This is a genomic window from Pseudomonas sp. JUb42 (assembly GCF_024807945.1).
Taxonomy (GTDB): Bacteria; Pseudomonadota; Gammaproteobacteria; order Pseudomonadales; family Pseudomonadaceae; genus Aquipseudomonas.
In genome coordinates, this window is sequence record NZ_JANUFD010000024.1 from 45,862 (window position 1) to 61,937 (window position 16,076).

The following is a 16,076-nucleotide window of genomic DNA, read 5'->3' on the forward strand; positions in this document are numbered from 1 at the left end:
AATGTCGCACCATCGTTGGAGCGAGGCTTGCCCGCGAACGGAATAACGCGCAATAGCCGGTAATCAGCGTCGAGTCCTTCGCGGGCAAGCCTCGCTCCCACACCCCTACTGGCAACACCCACCCGACGCCAGATCCTTCAGGATCGGGCAGTCCGGTCGGTGATCGCCGTGACAATGCTCGACCAGATCCTGCAAGGTGTCACGCAACGCGGCCAGTTCGCTGATCTTTTGGTTCAACTCGACGATATGCTCTCGGGCCAAAGCTTTGACATCGGCGCTGGCGCGCTGGCGGTCTTGCCACAGGGCCAGCAGCTTGCCGACTTCCTCCAATGAAAAGCCCAGGTCACGCGACCGCTTGATGAACGCCAGGGTGTGCAGGTCATCGGCGCCATACAGGCGATAGCCGCTGTCTGTGCGATGAGCCGGTTGCAACAGCCCGGTGGACTCGTAGTAGCGGATCATCTTGGCGCTCAGGCCACTGCTTTTTGCCGCTTGGCCGATATTCATGATTGTTCTCCTTGATCTGCCGGTTTCCAGGTCTTGAGCAGCAGGGCATTGCTTACCACGCTGACGCTGGACAGGGCCATCGCCGCTCCTGCCAAGACCGGATTGAGAAAACCAAAGGCTGCCAGGGGAATACCGATCAGGTTATAGACGAAGGCCCAGAACAGGTTCTGGCGGATCTTGGCATAGGTGCGTTGGCTGATATCCAGCGCCGCCGGGATCAGCCGTGGATCGCCGCGCATCAGGGTGATCCCCGCTGCGTGCATGGCCACGTCGGTGCCGCCGCCCATGGCGATGCCGATATCGGCAGCGGCCAGGGCTGGGGCATCGTTGATGCCATCGCCGACCATTGCCACGACGTTATTGGCTTTGAGGGCCTGCACCGCGGCGGACTTATCGGCGGGCAACACTTCGGCGTGCACGTCTTCAATACCCAAAGCTTGCGCGACGACGCGGGCGCTGCCCTGATTGTCGCCGGTCAGTAGATGGCTGCTGATATTTCGCTCGGTCAATTGCCTGACCGCCTCGGCAGCGCCGGGCTTGAGCGTGTCGCCAAAGGCAAACAGACCCAGCACACGGGGCTGGCTGCCTTGCTCGATCAGCCAGGACAGGGTGCGGCCTTCGCCTTCCCAGGTTTGCGCCGAGTCGGCCAGTGAGGCCATGGTCAGGCCGCTTTCATCGAGCAGGCGTCGATTGCCCAATGCCAACGATAGGCCGTTCACCGAGCCGGCAATGCCGCGCCCGGCCAGGGCCTGACTATTCTGCACCGTGGCCAGTGGCAGTTGGCGTTCCTTGCAGGCATCCAGTACCGCCTTGGCCAGCGAGTGTTCGCTGCCGCGTTGCAGGGCGCCGGCCAGTTGCAGCAGCAGGTTTTCGTCACCGTCCAGGGCTGCAAAATGGGCAATGCGCGGGGTGCCCGAGGTCAGGGTGCCGGTCTTGTCGAATACTACGGCCGTGACTTCGTGGGCGCGTTCCAGGGCCTCGGCGTCTTTGATCAGAATGCCGAATTTGGCGGCAACGCCGGTCCCGGCCATGATCGCGGTCGGCGTCGCCAGACCCAGTGCGCAAGGGCAGGCGATGACCAGTACGGCCACCGCATTGATGATCGCGCTCTCCAGAGAGGCGCCAACCGCCAGCCAGCCGATCAGGGTGATCAGCGCCAGCACCAATACGGTCGGCACGAAGACCTGGCTGACTCTATCCACCAGTTTCTGAATCGGCGCCTTGCCCGCCTGGGCGTCCTCGACCAGACGAATGATCCGCGCCAGCACGGTTTCGGCGCCCAGGGCCAGGGTCCTGACCAGCAGACGACCTTCGCCATTGATAGCGCCGCCGGTGACCTTGTCGCCGGGCTGTTTGGGCACGGGCAGGCTTTCCCCACTGATCAAGGCTTCGTCGGCATGGCTCTGGCCGTCCACCACTTCGCCGTCCACCGGGAAGCGTTCGCCGGGTTTGACCAGCACCAGATCATTGAGGCGCAGGGCGCTGATGGCGACGTCGTGTTCCTGGCCGTCGATCACCTGAATGGCCCGTTCCGGGCGCAAGGCTTCAAGGGCGCGGATGGCGCTGGCGGTCTGGCGTTTGGCCCGGCTTTCCAGGTATTTACCCAACAGAACCAGGGCGATGACCACCGCCGAGGCTTCGAAATAAAGATGGGGCATGCTGCCCGGCGCGGCCATGGCCCACTCGTAGAGGCTCAAGCCATAACCGGCGCTGGTGCCGAGAGCGACCAGCAGGTCCATATTACCTTCGCCTGCGCGCACCGCCTTCCACGCAGCGACATAGAAGCGCGCGCCAAGGATGAATTGCACAGGCGTCGCCAGAGAAAACTGCAGCCAGGACGGCAGCATCCAGTGCAGGCCGAAAGGCTGCAGTAGCATCGGAATGACCAGAGGCACGGCCAGCAGCAAGGCGAGGATCAGGGCGTAGCGTTCGTGGGTGAGGCGCCGGTGCTGATCGTCGGCGCTGGTCTTGGCGTCCTGCAGCAAGGTGGCGCCGTAACCGGCCTTTTCCACCGCACCGATCAGTAGCGTTGAATCGACATCGCCCTGAGTCTCGACGTGGGCGCGTTCATTGGCCAGGTTGACGCTGACGCTTTTGACGCCGGGGACTTTATTCAATGCGCGTTCGACCCGACCTGCGCAACTGGCGCAGGTCATGCCGCTGATGGGCAGGTCGAAAGTGGCGGGCTTGAGCATGCGGGGGTACTCCCTGAAGGCTTGATACCTACAGGATCAACCTTGCCATATGGGCAAGGTCAAGCACCACCTTATCAATACCCCAGGGAAGCCGGTTTCAGGTACAGGCCGTTGAGGTTCTGCGCGATGCGGAATTTTTGAATATCGCCGGCCTTCATGTGAACGATGCTGCGTTGCTGCGCTTCCAGGCCTTGCCCGCAGCCCGGAGCCTGCCCCGGCAGTAGACGCAGACGCACCGAAATATCACCGGCCGGTAGATTGAATGAGGTGGATTGTTCCTGGAACAGGCGAGCGGCGAGTTCATCCTGAATGTAGATACCGATTTCGCATGAGGTCGGGACTTCCAGACGCTCGCGGGAAATGATCAGGACACCGTAGTCCTGATCCGCCTGTGCCCAGGAGCTGCTGACCAATAACCCGAGAATGCCGAAGAGGCGCAATGCTGACCAGCGCATGGCTGATACTCCTGCTTTAGACCGTAAAGATGCAGCTTGGCGCAGCAACGTGACGAATGCCAGCCCGGCAGCTAAAAGAGAAACTTGACCTTGCCCCGATGGCAAGGATGAAGATGCCTATCGTCACCTTTATTACCTGAATGGAAGGAGTAGCACATGCAACGTTTCAATGTTCAAGGCATGACCTGCGGCCACTGCGTCAAGTCCGTGACCCAGGCGATCAAGAATGACGACCCGGCAGCCGAGGTGCAGGTTGATCTGGCCAGTGGGGTGGTGCAGGTCGAGAGTTCGCTGACGGCGGCGCAGGTCAGCGAGTTGATTCGTGAAGAGGGTTATCAGGTGCAGGTTGCCTGAACACCGTCGATTCGGTAGGAGCCAGCTTGTTGGCTAGAATTGGTGGGAGCGAATTCATTCGCGAAAGGGCCGGTACATTCGATGGATTTTCATCGTCTGGAGTCCCGTCTTCGCGAATGAATTCGCTCCCACATAATTTGCGCCGATCTTGATAACTGTCCGATGCGAGTTTTGGATAGCTGGCTAATTAATTTTCAAGAAATTTCCGGAAACAACTCTGCGGGGCATTAAACTATCCAGCTGCCCGCAAAGACTGTCCTGGATACCCGATGAACCTGCGAACGATCCTGATCCTTGGTGCACTGAGCGCCTTCGGCCCTTTGGCCATCGATTTCTACCTGCCCGGTTTCCCGGCCATGGCCCTGGCCTTTGGCACCGATGAAAAACATGTGCAGTTGACCCTGGCGTCGTACTTTCTTGGCTTGTCTCTGGGACAACTGGCCTATGGGCCGGTGGCGGATCGCTTTGGGCGACGGGTACCTTTATTGGTGGGGGTTACGCTGTTTACCCTGGCGTCCCTGGGCTGTGCCTTTGCGCCGAATCTGGACTGGCTGATCGCTGCGCGTTTCGTTCAGGCGCTGGGTGGATGCGCCGGCATGGTGTTGTCCCGGGCGATTGTCAGCGACAAGTGCGATGCCGTGCAGTCGGCCAAAGTGTTCTCCCAGTTGATGCTGGTGATGGGCCTGGCGCCGATCCTGGCACCGATGCTGGGTGGTGTGCTGGTCAACAGTTATGGCTGGCAGATGATCTTCCTGTCCCTGACCGGTTTCAGCGCCCTGTGCCTGCTGGCGGTTGCCCTGGGGCTGCCGGAGAGCATGCCGGCCAGTCACCCACGACAGCCTCTATCGGGCGCGTTGGGGCAGTATAAGCAATTGCTCAGTGACAGGATTTTCCTCGGCCATGCCCTGACCGGCGGGATCGCCATTGCCGGTATGTTTTCCTACATCGCAGGCTCGCCTTTTGTCTTTATCAAGCTGTACGGCGTGCCGCCTGAGCATTACGGCTGGTTCTTTGGCAGTAATGCGGCGGGCTTCATTTTGGTGGCCCAGGTTAATGCGCGACTGCTGGGCAAGCGTGGCCCGGCGCTGCTGTTATCCCGTGCGGTGTGGGTCTATGTGCTGGCGGCCCTGGCCTTGTGGGCCGTGGCGAGTGTGCATACGCAATCGTTGTGGCCGCTGTTGGTGCCGTTGTTTATCTGCATCGCCAGCCTGGGCTGCATCATCCCTAACTCTTCGGCCTGCGCGATGAATGGTCAGGGCAAACGCGCGGGCAGCGCTTCGGCCTTGCTCGGTTGTCTGCAGTTCAGTGTGGCAGCGGGGGCGGCGGCGTTGGTCGGCGTGCTGCACGACGGCACGGCGGTGCCCATGGCCATGGTTATCAGCCTGTGCGGCGTGCTGACCGTGACCATCAGCGTGCTGACCCGGCGCTTGCAGGGCAAGCGGGATGAGAAGGTGGCTGAGGTTACTTTGTGACGGCATTACGGATGATGCGAATACATGAATGATGTGGGAGCGGATTCGTCCGCGAAGACGGTGTTCAGGTGATAGGGATGTACCGCCCATACCAGCCTGTTCGCGAATGAATTCGCTCCCACATAGTTCACACCAACAGAATTCACCTCGTAGAGTTTGCCTCTACTGTCTTAGAAACCTTCCAGCACAATCTTGCCCTTGGCCTTGCCGCTCTCCAGCAAGGTATGGGCGCGGCGCAGGTTTTCGGCGTTGATGGTGCCGAAGTGCTCGCCGAAGGTGGTCTTGAGCACGCCCGCATCGATCAATTCGGCAACCCGGTTGAGCAGGTTGTGTTGCTCGATCATGTCGTCGGTCTCGAACATCGAGCGGGTGTACATGAACTCCCAGTGCAGCGACAGGCTCTTGCGCTTGAGCTTGCGCACGTCCAGGGCGTCTGGGTCATCGATCAGGCCGAGCTTGCCCTGAGGCTTGAGTGCTTCGACCAGTTGATCGAGGTGATCCTGAGTGTTGGTCAGGCTGGCGACGTGGGTGACGTGGCTCAGGCCGCTGCGCTTGAGTTCTTCGCTCAGTGGTTTGCTGTGATCGAGGACGTCGTGGGCGCCCAGTTCGCGTACCCAGGCGGCTGTTTCCGGGCGTGAAGCGGTGCCGATGACTTGCAATGCAGTCAGCTGCCGGGCCAGTTGGGTCAGGATCGAACCGACGCCACCTGCCGCGCCGACGATCATCAGGCTCTGCGCCTGATCGACCTCGCCTTCGGCAACCTGCAGGCGCTCGAACAGCAATTCCCAGGCAGTGATCGCGGTCAGCGGCAGGGCGGCGGCGTGGGCGAAGCTCAGGGACTTGGGCATATGGCCGACGATGCGTTCGTCCACCACATGCAGCTCGCTGTTGGCGCCGGGGCGGGTCAGGGAACCGGCGTAAAACACCTTGTCGCCCGGCTGGAACAGACTGACTTCGCTACCCACCGCCTTGACGATCCCGGCGACGTCCCAGCCCAGCACCTTGGCCTGGCCGCCTTCGGGCTGCACGTTCTTGCGGATCTTGGTGTCGACCGGGTTGACGGAGATGGCCTTGACCTCTACCAGCAGGTCACGGGGACCGGCGACGGGCTCGGGCAGTTCGATATCTTGCAGGGCGGCGCTGTCGCTGATGGGCAGGGCGTTGTAATAGGCAACGGCTTTCATGACGGTTCCTCTGAATTCAGTGGTATCGGGCGATCAGGCGACGAGGTTCAGGCGCTTGATTTCGAAGTGAGCGAGCAGGTCGCCTGCGGCGGCGCGGAAGGCCTGGATATGTTCGGTGCCGTCATGGCTTTGCAGAGCCGCAGCATCGACCCAGCGCTCGAACATGTAGAAACCTTCGGCGCTTTCCAGGTCCTGGTGCAGTTCATAGGTAATGCAGCCAGGCTCCTGGCGTGTCGCCTGGACCAGGGTTTCCAGGTGTTTCTGCAGCGCAGCGGCCTGGCCGGGTTTGGCGATGAGGGTGGCAATGACAACGAGAGGCTGGGACATATGAACTCCTGAGGCACAAAGACATGGGGATTCGATGGACAGCATGATTAGCTATTTCTCTGGCAGATAAAACCGGCTAAAACGGCAGGCTCTTTCAATGCTTTTTTGATAATCGGCTGACCCATGCTGCGTTTTGATGATTTGCAATTGTTTGTACGGGCGGCGGACCTGGGCAGTCTGTCCGCCGCTGCGCGGGTCATGGACCTGTCGCCGGCCGTGGCCAGTGCCGCGCTCAAGCGCCTGGAGCAGCAACTGGGCTCGCGCCTGCTGACCCGTTCCACCCGCAGCCTGCGCCTTACTGTCGAAGGCGAAGGCTTTCTGCAGTATGCCCGTGCGTCCCTGGGCAGCCTCGATGAAGGCCGACGCCTGCTGGCCAGTAATCAGGATCAGTATCAGGGGGTGTTGCAACTCTCGGCGCCTTCGGATTTCGGGCGAAATGTACTGTTGCCCTGGCTTGATGAGTTTCAGCAGCAGTACCCGCAGCTGAGCGTGCGTCTGCTGTTGGGCGACCAGAATGCCGACCTGTTCCGCCAGCCGGTGGATATCGCCCTGCGCTACGGTGAGCCGGAAGACTCGAGCCTGGTGGCCTTGCCAGTGGCACCGGACAATCGCCGGGTGCTGTGTGCCTCGCCCGACTATCTGGCCCGGCACGGTGAGCCGCAGCACCTGGAGCAACTGGCGCAGCACAACTGCTTGCTGTACCGCCTCGGTAATCGGGTGCATGACCACTGGTTGTTCCATGACGGCAAACGTGAGGTAGGCCTGTCGGTGCAAGGCAATCGCTTCAGTGACGATGCCGACGTGGTCCGGCGCTGGGCGGTGGCGGGGGAGGGGCTGGCGTACAAGTCGTGGCTCGATGTGGCGGCGGACGTACAGGCCGGACGCTTGAAAATAGTCTTGCCGCAGTTACAGGGCGAGCGCTCGCCGCTGAATATCCTCTGCGCCCATCGTGCTCAGTTGAGTCAGCCGGTCAATGCCTTGCGGGACCTGTTGAAGGTGCGCTGCGAGGTATTGGCACGCGATTATCCCGGTCGGATTCACAAGGAAAGCTGAGTATTTGCAGGGGCTGTGTTGAAGAATCAGCCTACAGACTCTTCGGAAAAACATGTGCAAAAGCGTCTTTTTTGGCGACGAAAAGGCACGCTTGATGTGCGGTTTTGTCGACTTCCACCCGCTGTTTTCGGTTGTTTGCAGGTAGGCATTGCCTCTCGGACTACCGGTTTTTGTCCTGAACTGAAGGTGCAAGGCCGGACGCAGCGCGGTTTCGCCTGACTCAAGCCGCATCAGCGCGAGCTTAGGAGCGAATGTCGGGCCGTCGGAATTTATTCATTACGCCGACTAGCAGCGTCGTTTCGTCTATTTGTTTATCGGGGAACCAAAGGGCGCAAAGCTTATACTGGCCGCCTAAAATTGGATCCACATTAGCCAGTCCGCTTGCCCAATGGCTCGTCGATGGGCTGGCTGAGCTGGAGTCCAGCTCGATCAATGCATGACCGCCCGCTTACGCGCGCGCTAGTCATTGCACTGGGACGATTGATTCAACAGGGAGTGAATACATGGAATATGCACCTGGCATCAGCCAGATCGCGACGCTGCTGGCTGACCCCAAGCGCAGTGCGATGATCTGGGCGTTGATGGATGGCACTGCACGACCCTCCGACGAACTGGCCTTGCTGGCGGGACTCTCCACGGCATCGGCAGGTGCTCATCTGGCGCGCCTGGCATCGGGCGGTCTGCTCAAGCAGGAAGCTCGCGGGCGCAAGCGTTTCTTCCGTCTGGCGGCACCGGAAGTCGGTGCGGCCGTGGAGGCTCTGGCCAGTGCTTCGCTGGTACGGGCCGATCAGATCAGCCGCAGTGTCGCCCACCCATTGCCACCCTTGCCGCTGCGGCGCGTCGGCGTGTGCTGTGATCATTTGGGCGGCGAGATGGCGATGGAGTTGTATCAGCGCCTGTTGGGCGCAGGCTGGATCGAGCAACAGGAATCCGGGCTGGGCGTCACCAGCATCGGCGTCGCGCGCTTTGCCGAGCGCGGGATTTACATTCCGGCGCTGGCCCACCGCAAAGTGGAAACCGTGTGCGTCTGCCCGGAAACCAATGACATTGGCCTGCATTTGGGCGGCGCCCTGGGTGCCGGACTGTTGCAGCTGTTCATGCAAATGGGCTGGCTGCGGGCCACGGAAGACTTTGGGCAGTTGCAGGTGTCTTCCAGTGGCCAGCGGGAAATCAGCAAGATCGCCTCGGCGGCCTGAGCCGAGGCGCGTACTCAGGGCTTGACCAGGCGCGCGTCCAGGCTGTTCTGGGCCAGGCGCCGGGCCTGATCCTGAGTCATGCCCAGGTGGGTGTGCAGGGCATGGAAGTTCTCGGTGACATAGCCGCCGAAATAGGCCGGATCGTCCGAGTTCACCGTGACCTTCACCCCACGCTCGAGCATGTCGAGGATGTTGTGCTGGGCCATGTCGTCGAACACACAGAGCTTGGTATTGGACAGCGGGCAGACGGTCAGTGGGATCTGCTCGTCGATGATTCGTTGCATCAGACGCTCGTCTTCAATGGCGCGCACGCCATGGTCGATGCGCTGGATCTTGAGCAGGTCCAGGGCCTCCCAGATGTACTCCGGCGGGCCTTCTTCTCCGGCGTGGGCTACGGTGAGGAAGCCTTCGTTGCGAGCGCGGTCGAAGACTCGCTGGAATTTGCTCGGCGGGTGGCCCATCTCCGAGCTGTCCAGACCAACGGCGACAAAGGCGTCGCGGAACGGCAGGGCCTGGTCCAGGGTTTTCTCGGCTTCTTCTTCGCTCAGGTGGCGCAGGAAGCTGAGAATCAGGCCGCTGCCGATACCCAGTTGCTCACGGCCATCGGCCAGGGCACGGGAAATGCCATTGAGTACAACCTCGAAGGGAATGCCACGGTCGGTGTGGGTCTGCGGGTCGAAGAACGGCTCGGTGTGAATGACGTTCTGTGCCTTGCAGCGTTGCAGATAGGCCCAGGTCAGGTCGTAGAAATCCTGCTCGGTGCGCAATACATCAGCGCCCTGGTAATACAGGTCGAGAAACTCTTGCAGGTTATTGAAGGCATAGGCCCGACGCAGGGTCTCGACGTCGCTCCAGGGCAGGGCGATCTTGTTGCGCTCGGCCAGGGCAAACAGCAGCTCGGGCTCCAGTGAGCCTTCCAGATGCAGGTGCAATTCGGCCTTGGGCAGGGCATTCAACCAGTCGTACATGTAAGTTTTCTCATCAGGTGCAGTGTTCGGCATTCTACAGAGTGCCGTGCGCGAGCGCATGAAACCTGACCGGACGGTTCAGACTTCGGCCTCTTGCTCGCGTCGATAGGCGTAGGTATCGGCGAAGCGCGACAGCAGGAATTCAGCGCAGGTGGTCACAGGATAGCGGGCCGGATGACTTTCGCTCTGGCAGCCGGGCAGGCATTCGATCAGCGTATCGGGATGGGGTTCGGCGAAGAACGGCATCGAGTAGCGATCCATGCCCAGGGGGCTGATCACCCGGTGTGGCGTGGAGACATAACGGTCGTTGCTCCAGCGCGCCATCATGTCGCCGATATTGACCACGAAGGTCCCGGCAATCGGTGGCGCGTCGATCCATTGCCCACGCACATCGCGCACTTGCAGGCCACCGGCGGCATCCTGATACAGCAGGGTCACGCAGCCGTAATCGGTATGGGCGCCGGCGCCTTGCTGCTCGGCCGAGCTGGCGGTAGCGCGGGGCGGGTAGTGAATCATGCGCAGTACGCTGACCGGGTCTTTGAAGCGTTGGTCGAAGAAGTCGCGTTCGATGCCCAGCGCCAGGGTCATGGACCGTAGCAGGGTCTGGGCCAAGGCCTGCATGTCCTGATAATGCTGCTCCATCAGGGCCTGCCAGCCGGGCAGTTCGGGATGTCGATTGGGCCCGCGCAGCGGTTTGTCGGCGAGGACGTCGGGATGATCGGCGGGCAGGTGCAGGCCCATGTCGAAGGTTTCTTTCAGGTCGCTGGGCAGGCTGGGGTCCAGCTGTTCCGTCGCGACGGCGCCGTAGCCGCGATGGTGGCGGCTCTGGGTGATATCGATCTTGAGCTTTTGCGCAGGCGCCTGAGCAAAGAACGCGCGCGCCTGGCTTTGCACGGCCTCGATGCGCTCGGCACTGATCGGATGACCCTTGATATAGAAAAAGCCCCACTCGCGGCAGGCACTGTCGATCTGCCCGGCGACGCTTTGCCAGGCCTGTTCGTCGGTGCTGTAGAGCGGGGTTATGTCGATGATGGGGAGCGTGTTCATTGCACCTTCCTGGCGGAATTTTCTTCCGTAAGACCGGCTTTAGCCGGGAGAGCCGCAACATATTTTCTGTTGCAGAGATCGCGCTCCCGGCTAAAGCCGGTCCTACAGGGTTTTGCGTATGCCCGTTATTTGGGCGGGCCTGCGATGGTTTCAGTGTTTACTTCGGCAGATCTGCGGTGATGCCTTTGTGGGAGCGAGGCTTGCCCGCGAATACGCCAGTCGATCCAACACAGTGTCTGTGGCAGAAATATCCTGCTCGCGGGCAAGCCTCGCTCCAACGGTGCTGTGTTTACTTCGGCAAATCCGCCGTGATGCCTTCGACGTAATAATTCATCGAAGCCAGTTCAGCATTGGTCGCCGTCGTTCCCGCCGGGATTTTCACGGCGCCGGTCTGGTCCTTGATCGGGCCGGTGAACGGGTGCAGTTCGCCGCTTTTGATGCTGGCGATGATTTTCTCGGCTTCGCTCTTCACGTCAGCAGGCACGACGTCGCTGATCGGCAGTTCGACCGTGCCATCGCTGAGGCCACCCCAGAAGTCCTGGGATTTCCAGGTGCCGTCGAGCACGCTCTGGGTCGCCTTGATGTAATGCGGGCCCCAGTTGTTGACGATGGACGTCAGTACCGACTTGGGCCCGAAGTGCGCCATGTCCGAGGCGTAGCCCACGGAATAGACGCCACGGCGTTCAGCGGTCTGGATCGGTGCCGGGCTGTCGGTGTGCTGGAAGATCACGTCCACGCCCTGGTCGATCAGCGCGTTGGCGGCGTCGGCTTCCTTGCCCGGATCGAACCAGGAGTTGACCCAGACCACCTTGATTTCGGTGCCTGGGTTGTACTTGTTCAGGGCCAGCTGGATGGCGTCGATGTCGCGGATCACTTCCGGGATCGGGAAAGAAGCGACGTAGCCGATCTTCTTGGTCTTGGTCATTTTCGCTGCGAGGAAGCCGCCGACGTAGCGACCTTCATAGGTCTTGGCCAGGTAAGTGCCGAGGTTCTTGTCCTGCTTGTAGCCGGTGGCGTGTTCGAAGGTCACCTTGGGGAATTGCTTGGCGACTTTCAGCGTCGGGTTCATGTAGCCGAACGAGGTGGTGAAGACCAGGTTGTAGCCGTCCTTGGCCATGTTGCGGATTACCCGCTCGGCGTCGGCACCCTCGGGCACGTTCTCGACGTAGTTGGTGGTCACCTTGTCGCCCAGGGCGGCGGCCATGGCTTTGCGACCCTGCTCATGCTGATAGGTCCAGCCGTGGTCACCGATAGGGCCGATGTAGACGAAGCCGACTTTCAGCGGATCGGCGGCAACAGCCATCAGGCTGGAACCCAGGCCGATCACGGCAGCCATTGCACACAACAGCTTCTTCAGCGGACGACGTGGGTGAGAGGTGGAATGCATCGGGTCGAGCTCCTTCTGGTCTTGTTGGTATCGGGTTGGCGGCACCGGCAAATCGGGCTGTGCAACCAATGCAAAAAACTGACCAACAGGACAACTAATGGAGTTTGACGGTGTTGCGCTGCCTGCAGTGTTGAGCTCACGACACCGGACAGTGCACCGCCGTGTGCCCTTGCTGTGAACTGGTGCAGCGATAGTGGCATTTGAAACCTTTAGACTAGCGTGCGCTCTACAGGCGCTGGATGTACAACACATGGACCGGAAAAGGCAGGCAATGGGCTCTCTACTCAAGCAAGAAAAGTTTCTGCTGCTGGCGATTGTCACCGCCTTCGTCGCATACCCTCTCGAACACACGCTGCTGTCTCACGGCCAGGGGGTCGCCCTGATCTCGGGGATCGTGCTGGTGCTGGCGATCATTTGCGCGTCGATGCGTGTGGCTCACCATGCCGAGTTGCTGGCGGAAAAATTCGGCGACCCCTACGGCACCATGATCCTGACCCTGTCAGCGGTGTTGGTGGAAGTGGTGATCCTGGCGATCATGATGAGCAACGAGGCCTCGCCGACGCTGGTGCGGGACACCATTTATTCGGCGGTAATGCTCGATATCAACGGCATCCTCGGCCTTGCGGCACTGATGGGCGGCTTCAAGCATGGTGAGCAACCGTATAACGACGACTCGGCGCGCACCTACAGCGTGATGATTCTCACGGCGGTGGCGGTATCCATGGTGGTGCCGGAGTTTGTGCCCGAGGCCAAGTGGAAGCTGTATTCGATGTTCACCATCGGCGCCATGGTGCTGCTGTATACGGTGTTCCTGCGCATGCAGGTCGGCCCGCACAGTTACTTCTTCAGCTACAGCTATCCGCAGAAGCACCACGGCGAGCAGTCGGGGCATGAGGAGGCACCGATCAACCTCAAGCTTTCAATCGGTATGTTGGTGCTGGGTATCGTAGTGATCGGTGCCCTGGCCGAAGTCATGGCCAAAACTATCGACCTGGGCCTGCAAGGCAGCGGCGCTCCGCCAGTGCTGGCTGCGGTCTTGGTGGCGACCATTTCTGCGGCACCGGAAATTCTCACCGCCCTGCGCGCAGCCCTGGCCAACCGCATGCAATCGGTGGTCAATATTGCCCTCGGTGCTTCGCTGTCGACGGTGATCCTGACGGTTCCGGTGATGGAAGCCATGGCCCTTTACACCGGCCAGCCCTTCCAGATGGCGATGACCCCGGTGCAGACCGTGATGATCTTCGTCACCCTGCTGGTCAGCGCGATCAACCTCAATGACGGACAGACCAACGCCATCGAGGGTATGACCCATTTTGTGCTGTTTGCGACGTTCATCATGTTGTCGCTGATCGGGCTCTGATTGCCTATTCTGTGGGACCGGCTTTAGCCGGGAAGGCGTATTCCCGGCTAAAGCCGGTCCCACATTTGTTCCCGTATTTCAATTCATTGGCTGCGCCACGGCGCCAACGCCGCCGCATCCAACGCCTGCCACAAAGGCTCCCAATGCACATGGGTGTGTTGCAGCCAAATGCCGTTCTGCGCAACCAACGGCACGCTATCCAGGGCCAGTAATTCGTCGAGGGGGATGGTCAGGGTCCGGAACGGATCGGGCTGCTCTTCGGGTTCCCAGTCCTGTTCAAAGAGCTTGATGCGCAATTTGTCGTGATCGAAACCGAGGAACTCCGGGCGCGAATCGAGATAGCTGGGGTAGTAGCGCAGGCTGCGTTCCTGCACGTCGAGGAGCAGCAGGCGCCAGGTGTCCTGGCCAAGGGTGTAGGGGTCGTAGTTATCCGGGATAAAACTGGTCAGGGCCAGGTAGCGCCCGGCCGGGGACCAGGCCATGGACGGCGACAGCCCTTGCACTGCACAGCCCGAAGCAGTCAGCAGAAAACCGTTCAGGCGCAATGACTGGGCGCGCAGCCAACTGGTGGCGTACTCGGTTTCGCAGCCGAACAGCCAGGCCGCGTCGCGATTACCCGGCGCCACCTGGACAAAATCGCCATCAGCCACCGCCGCCTGGGGCTGTTCGACTCTGCGCCATGGCGGCAACTGACGCAGATAACCGGCCTCGACCTGCAATTCCACACTCTGGTAGTACAGCTGTGAGTCATCCCGATAGCGGCAGAACCCGGCGGCGTTGGCTGCGTCAGGCGCAGGCTGATCGAAACGGCGCAGGGGAGAGGTGGCGTAGTCGCGGCTGAGGCGTCCGCGTATTGCCGCAACGGTCAGTTTGCCCGCGCGAAAATCCAGTATCCGGGCGACCAACAGCGGCGCACTTTGCAGCAGGGTCCGCGCATGCAGATCGACCACCACGGCATGCCCGGTCACCGCTGGCGGTTCGCTGAATGGCAGCAGCGCAAGAAAGCCGCCGCAATCGCTGACCCGATGATCGAGCAGCCACAACCCCGGCAACTGCCAGTCGCCGATGCGACAGCAATAGGCGCCCACGCCTTCGCTATTGTCGGACTGCCATTCGAGCCAGGCGCGCTGCTGACTCTTTAACGGCAGGGATTCGACCCGACTGCTACCGCGCTTGAGCCCTGTGTGCAAGGGCATGGCCAGGCGCACGCGGGTCAATGGCCGCTCGCCCACCACTATGCGCCCGCGGGGCGTATGACCGATTTCAGTCTCGGTATCGCTGTGGATGCTGTACAGGCCGTAGCCATAGCGGCCGTTGTCCGGTTGCGGGTAGTCGAGGTAGGCGTCGATCCACAGGTGCTGATCGTCCAGTGCCAGGGGCTCATGCCAGTTCAACGAGGGTTCGTTATCCTGTTTGATCCAGGCATCGGACAGCTTGCGCCAGCCCCGGTCGTTGCCAAACAGCCAGTAGCCGCCACTGTCCGCTTCGTCGCTGTGGGCGATGCAGGCGAATTGGCTGCCGTGCGGGTGCCAGATCAGTGGCGAGTCGGCGCGGACCAACATCGGGCTCTGCACGCCATTAATGCTCAGGCGGTACTCGGGGTAGCGCAGGGGGGCGACGGGGTCTGGCAGCGCGCGCAGGTCGGGCGGCAGGAAGATATGTCCTTCGACGTTCAGCTCGCCACGGGGTGGCGGATATTCGACGTGTTCCCTGGCCATCTGCTCCTGCCAGCTGCCGGGCTCCAGCCACAGGTCGCCGATGGCGATCAGGTCCACGGCCTCGGCGCCTTGCAGCAGTTCTTCCAGGGGCGTTTTGCGCGGGCTGTTTTCCACCAGCGGGCTGATCCGGCCACTGAGGCCCTGCTCGTCGAATTCATCCAGTTCCCAGAACTGGTCGTTGTCGCAGATATAAATGCGCCGCGCTGTGCGGTCGAAGATCATCAGCTTCCAGCTGCTGCGCGAGGGGATAGGCGCGGCGAAATAACGGCCATCGCTGGAGAAGCGCGCCGACGAACCAAGGCCTTGCAGCAACACGCCGTCGCTGAACAGGTAATCGCAGTAAGTCGGCCCGCCCATGGCGATTTCGCTATGGTTGAAAGTGCGGATCGGCTGACCTTCGGGGGTAACGCTCGGCTCATCGCCGCCCCAGGCACTGCCGCCGCCGGAGGATTTGACGGGCTCCGCTTTGGCCAGGCCCAGGCGTTTTTCCCACATGGCCACGCTGGCCAGGCCTGCGGCCATGGTCAGCATCGCCGCGAAAATGCCCCAATAGCCCGGCAACGCCCGGCCGACACTGAAACCCAGACCGAACGCCGCGCCGCACATCAAGCGGGCGATAAACCGGGCACTGTCGGGTGAACCCAGTTTAGCCGCCAGCCACATGGCCCCGGCACATGCCAATACCGCCAGCAAGGCGGCAAAGGGCGGCAGGATCGTGACCAGAAATACCGGCACCAGCAGCACAATGAGCTGCCACAGCAACTCCAGCAGCAGGCGGCCCAGGCTTTTACCTTCATCCGTGGGGGTAGGTGTGGTCACAAGGGCTCGATAGGTGGCAGAAGAGGCCGATCAC

14 protein-coding genes are annotated in these 16,076 nt (G+C 61.2%); 5 read left to right on the forward strand and 9 right to left on the reverse strand.

Annotated elements, in window-relative coordinates:
• Positions 1 to 105: 105 nt before the first annotated feature.
• The 3 genes from cueR to M2401_RS32735 all read right to left on the reverse strand — a co-directional run bounded on the left by cueR (position 106) and on the right by M2401_RS32735 (position 3,157).
• The gene (gene cueR, locus M2401_RS32725; RefSeq protein WP_259110954.1) at positions 106 to 507 is read right to left on the reverse strand and encodes a Cu(I)-responsive transcriptional regulator; all 402 of its coding nucleotides are present in this window, start codon (positions 505 to 507) and stop codon (positions 106 to 108) included.
• On the reverse strand, positions 504 to 2,702 hold the full coding sequence (locus M2401_RS32730) for a cation-translocating P-type ATPase (protein WP_259110956.1): 2,199 nt from the start codon (positions 2,700 to 2,702) through the stop codon (positions 504 to 506). Before M2401_RS32730 ends, cueR begins: the two co-directional genes overlap by 4 nt.
• A 74-nt stretch (positions 2,703 to 2,776) precedes the next feature.
• Positions 2,777 to 3,157, reverse strand: a complete 381-nt coding sequence (locus tag M2401_RS32735; protein WP_259110957.1) for a hypothetical protein — start codon at positions 3,155 to 3,157, stop codon at positions 2,777 to 2,779.
• Between the two features lie 156 nt (positions 3,158 to 3,313).
• On the opposite strand from M2401_RS32735, the gene M2401_RS32740 reads away from it, so the two are divergent.
• Together M2401_RS32740 and M2401_RS32745 are read left to right on the forward strand one after the other, a co-directional pair.
• Complete coding sequence (locus tag M2401_RS32740) at positions 3,314 to 3,511, forward strand: heavy-metal-associated domain-containing protein (RefSeq protein WP_259110960.1); 198 nt, start codon at positions 3,314 to 3,316, stop codon at positions 3,509 to 3,511.
• Positions 3,512 to 3,780: 269 nt separating this feature from the next.
• The gene (locus M2401_RS32745) at positions 3,781 to 4,983 is read left to right on the forward strand and encodes a multidrug effflux MFS transporter (protein WP_259110962.1); all 1,203 of its coding nucleotides are present in this window, start codon (positions 3,781 to 3,783) and stop codon (positions 4,981 to 4,983) included.
• A gap of 170 nt (positions 4,984 to 5,153) precedes the next feature.
• On the opposite strand, the gene M2401_RS32750 is transcribed toward M2401_RS32745, so the two are convergent.
• Both M2401_RS32750 and M2401_RS32755 read right to left on the reverse strand, forming a co-directional pair.
• Positions 5,154 to 6,167 carry a zinc-binding alcohol dehydrogenase family protein gene (locus tag M2401_RS32750; RefSeq protein WP_259110964.1) on the reverse strand — a complete coding sequence of 338 codons (1,014 nt, stop codon included), beginning with the start codon at positions 6,165 to 6,167 and terminating at the stop codon, positions 5,154 to 5,156.
• A 33-nt stretch (positions 6,168 to 6,200) separates the two neighbouring features.
• Positions 6,201 to 6,494 carry a putative quinol monooxygenase gene (locus M2401_RS32755; RefSeq protein WP_259110966.1) on the reverse strand — a complete coding sequence of 98 codons (294 nt, stop codon included), beginning with the start codon at positions 6,492 to 6,494 and terminating at the stop codon, positions 6,201 to 6,203.
• A 123-nt stretch (positions 6,495 to 6,617) separates the two neighbouring features.
• Here M2401_RS32755 and M2401_RS32760 point away from each other — a divergent pair, with 123 nt between their 5' ends.
• The gene (locus M2401_RS32760; RefSeq protein ID WP_259110967.1) at positions 6,618 to 7,547 is read left to right on the forward strand and encodes a LysR family transcriptional regulator; all 930 of its coding nucleotides are present in this window, start codon (positions 6,618 to 6,620) and stop codon (positions 7,545 to 7,547) included.
• A 503-nt stretch (positions 7,548 to 8,050) separates the two neighbouring features.
• On the forward strand, positions 8,051 to 8,743 hold the full coding sequence (locus M2401_RS32765) for a helix-turn-helix transcriptional regulator (RefSeq protein WP_259110969.1): 693 nt from the start codon (positions 8,051 to 8,053) through the stop codon (positions 8,741 to 8,743).
• A gap of 14 nt (positions 8,744 to 8,757) precedes the next feature.
• On the opposite strand, the gene M2401_RS32770 is transcribed toward M2401_RS32765, so the two are convergent.
• From M2401_RS32770 to M2401_RS32780, 3 genes are all read right to left on the reverse strand, one after another.
• Positions 8,758 to 9,711, reverse strand: a complete 954-nt coding sequence (locus M2401_RS32770) for an adenosine deaminase (RefSeq protein ID WP_259110972.1) — start codon at positions 9,709 to 9,711, stop codon at positions 8,758 to 8,760.
• Between the two features lie 78 nt (positions 9,712 to 9,789).
• Complete coding sequence (locus tag M2401_RS32775; RefSeq protein ID WP_259110974.1) at positions 9,790 to 10,758, reverse strand: isopenicillin N synthase family oxygenase; 969 nt, start codon at positions 10,756 to 10,758, stop codon at positions 9,790 to 9,792.
• A gap of 289 nt (positions 10,759 to 11,047) precedes the next feature.
• On the reverse strand, positions 11,048 to 12,145 hold the full coding sequence (locus M2401_RS32780; RefSeq protein ID WP_259110975.1) for a BMP family ABC transporter substrate-binding protein: 1,098 nt from the start codon (positions 12,143 to 12,145) through the stop codon (positions 11,048 to 11,050).
• A gap of 271 nt (positions 12,146 to 12,416) precedes the next feature.
• Between M2401_RS32780 and M2401_RS32785 the strand changes: the two genes are divergently transcribed.
• A complete protein-coding gene (locus M2401_RS32785) occupies positions 12,417 to 13,505 on the forward strand; it encodes a calcium:proton antiporter (protein ID WP_259111012.1) in 1,089 nt (362 codons plus the stop codon).
• A gap of 83 nt (positions 13,506 to 13,588) precedes the next feature.
• Here M2401_RS32785 and M2401_RS32790 read toward each other — a convergent pair whose 3' ends face one another.
• Entirely contained in the window at positions 13,589 to 16,042 is a 2,454-nt protein-coding gene (locus M2401_RS32790; protein ID WP_259110977.1) for a hypothetical protein, read from the reverse strand.
• Positions 16,043 to 16,076 lie beyond the last annotated feature (34 nt).

Excerpts from the sequence above, each read along its gene's own strand:
- cueR (WP_259110954.1), bottom strand. The coding sequence starts at position 507 with ATGAATATCGGCCAAGCGGCAAAAAGCAGTGGCCTGAGCGCCAAGATG.
- M2401_RS32730 (WP_259110956.1), bottom strand. The coding sequence starts at position 2,702 with ATGCTCAAGCCCGCCACTTTCGACCTGCCCATCAGCGGCATGACCTGC.
- M2401_RS32735 (WP_259110957.1), bottom strand. The coding sequence starts at position 3,157 with ATGCGCTGGTCAGCATTGCGCCTCTTCGGCATTCTCGGGTTATTGGTC.
- M2401_RS32740 (WP_259110960.1), top strand. The coding sequence starts at position 3,314 with ATGCAACGTTTCAATGTTCAAGGCATGACCTGCGGCCACTGCGTCAAG.
- M2401_RS32745 (WP_259110962.1), top strand. The coding sequence starts at position 3,781 with ATGAACCTGCGAACGATCCTGATCCTTGGTGCACTGAGCGCCTTCGGC.
- M2401_RS32750 (WP_259110964.1), bottom strand. The coding sequence starts at position 6,167 with ATGAAAGCCGTTGCCTATTACAACGCCCTGCCCATCAGCGACAGCGCC.
- M2401_RS32755 (WP_259110966.1), bottom strand. The coding sequence starts at position 6,494 with ATGTCCCAGCCTCTCGTTGTCATTGCCACCCTCATCGCCAAACCCGGC.
- M2401_RS32760 (WP_259110967.1), top strand. The coding sequence starts at position 6,618 with ATGCTGCGTTTTGATGATTTGCAATTGTTTGTACGGGCGGCGGACCTG.
- M2401_RS32765 (WP_259110969.1), top strand. The coding sequence starts at position 8,051 with ATGGAATATGCACCTGGCATCAGCCAGATCGCGACGCTGCTGGCTGAC.
- M2401_RS32770 (WP_259110972.1), bottom strand. The coding sequence starts at position 9,711 with ATGTACGACTGGTTGAATGCCCTGCCCAAGGCCGAATTGCACCTGCAT.
- M2401_RS32775 (WP_259110974.1), bottom strand. The coding sequence starts at position 10,758 with ATGAACACGCTCCCCATCATCGACATAACCCCGCTCTACAGCACCGAC.
- M2401_RS32780 (WP_259110975.1), bottom strand. The coding sequence starts at position 12,145 with ATGCATTCCACCTCTCACCCACGTCGTCCGCTGAAGAAGCTGTTGTGT.
- M2401_RS32785 (WP_259111012.1), top strand. The coding sequence starts at position 12,417 with ATGGGCTCTCTACTCAAGCAAGAAAAGTTTCTGCTGCTGGCGATTGTC.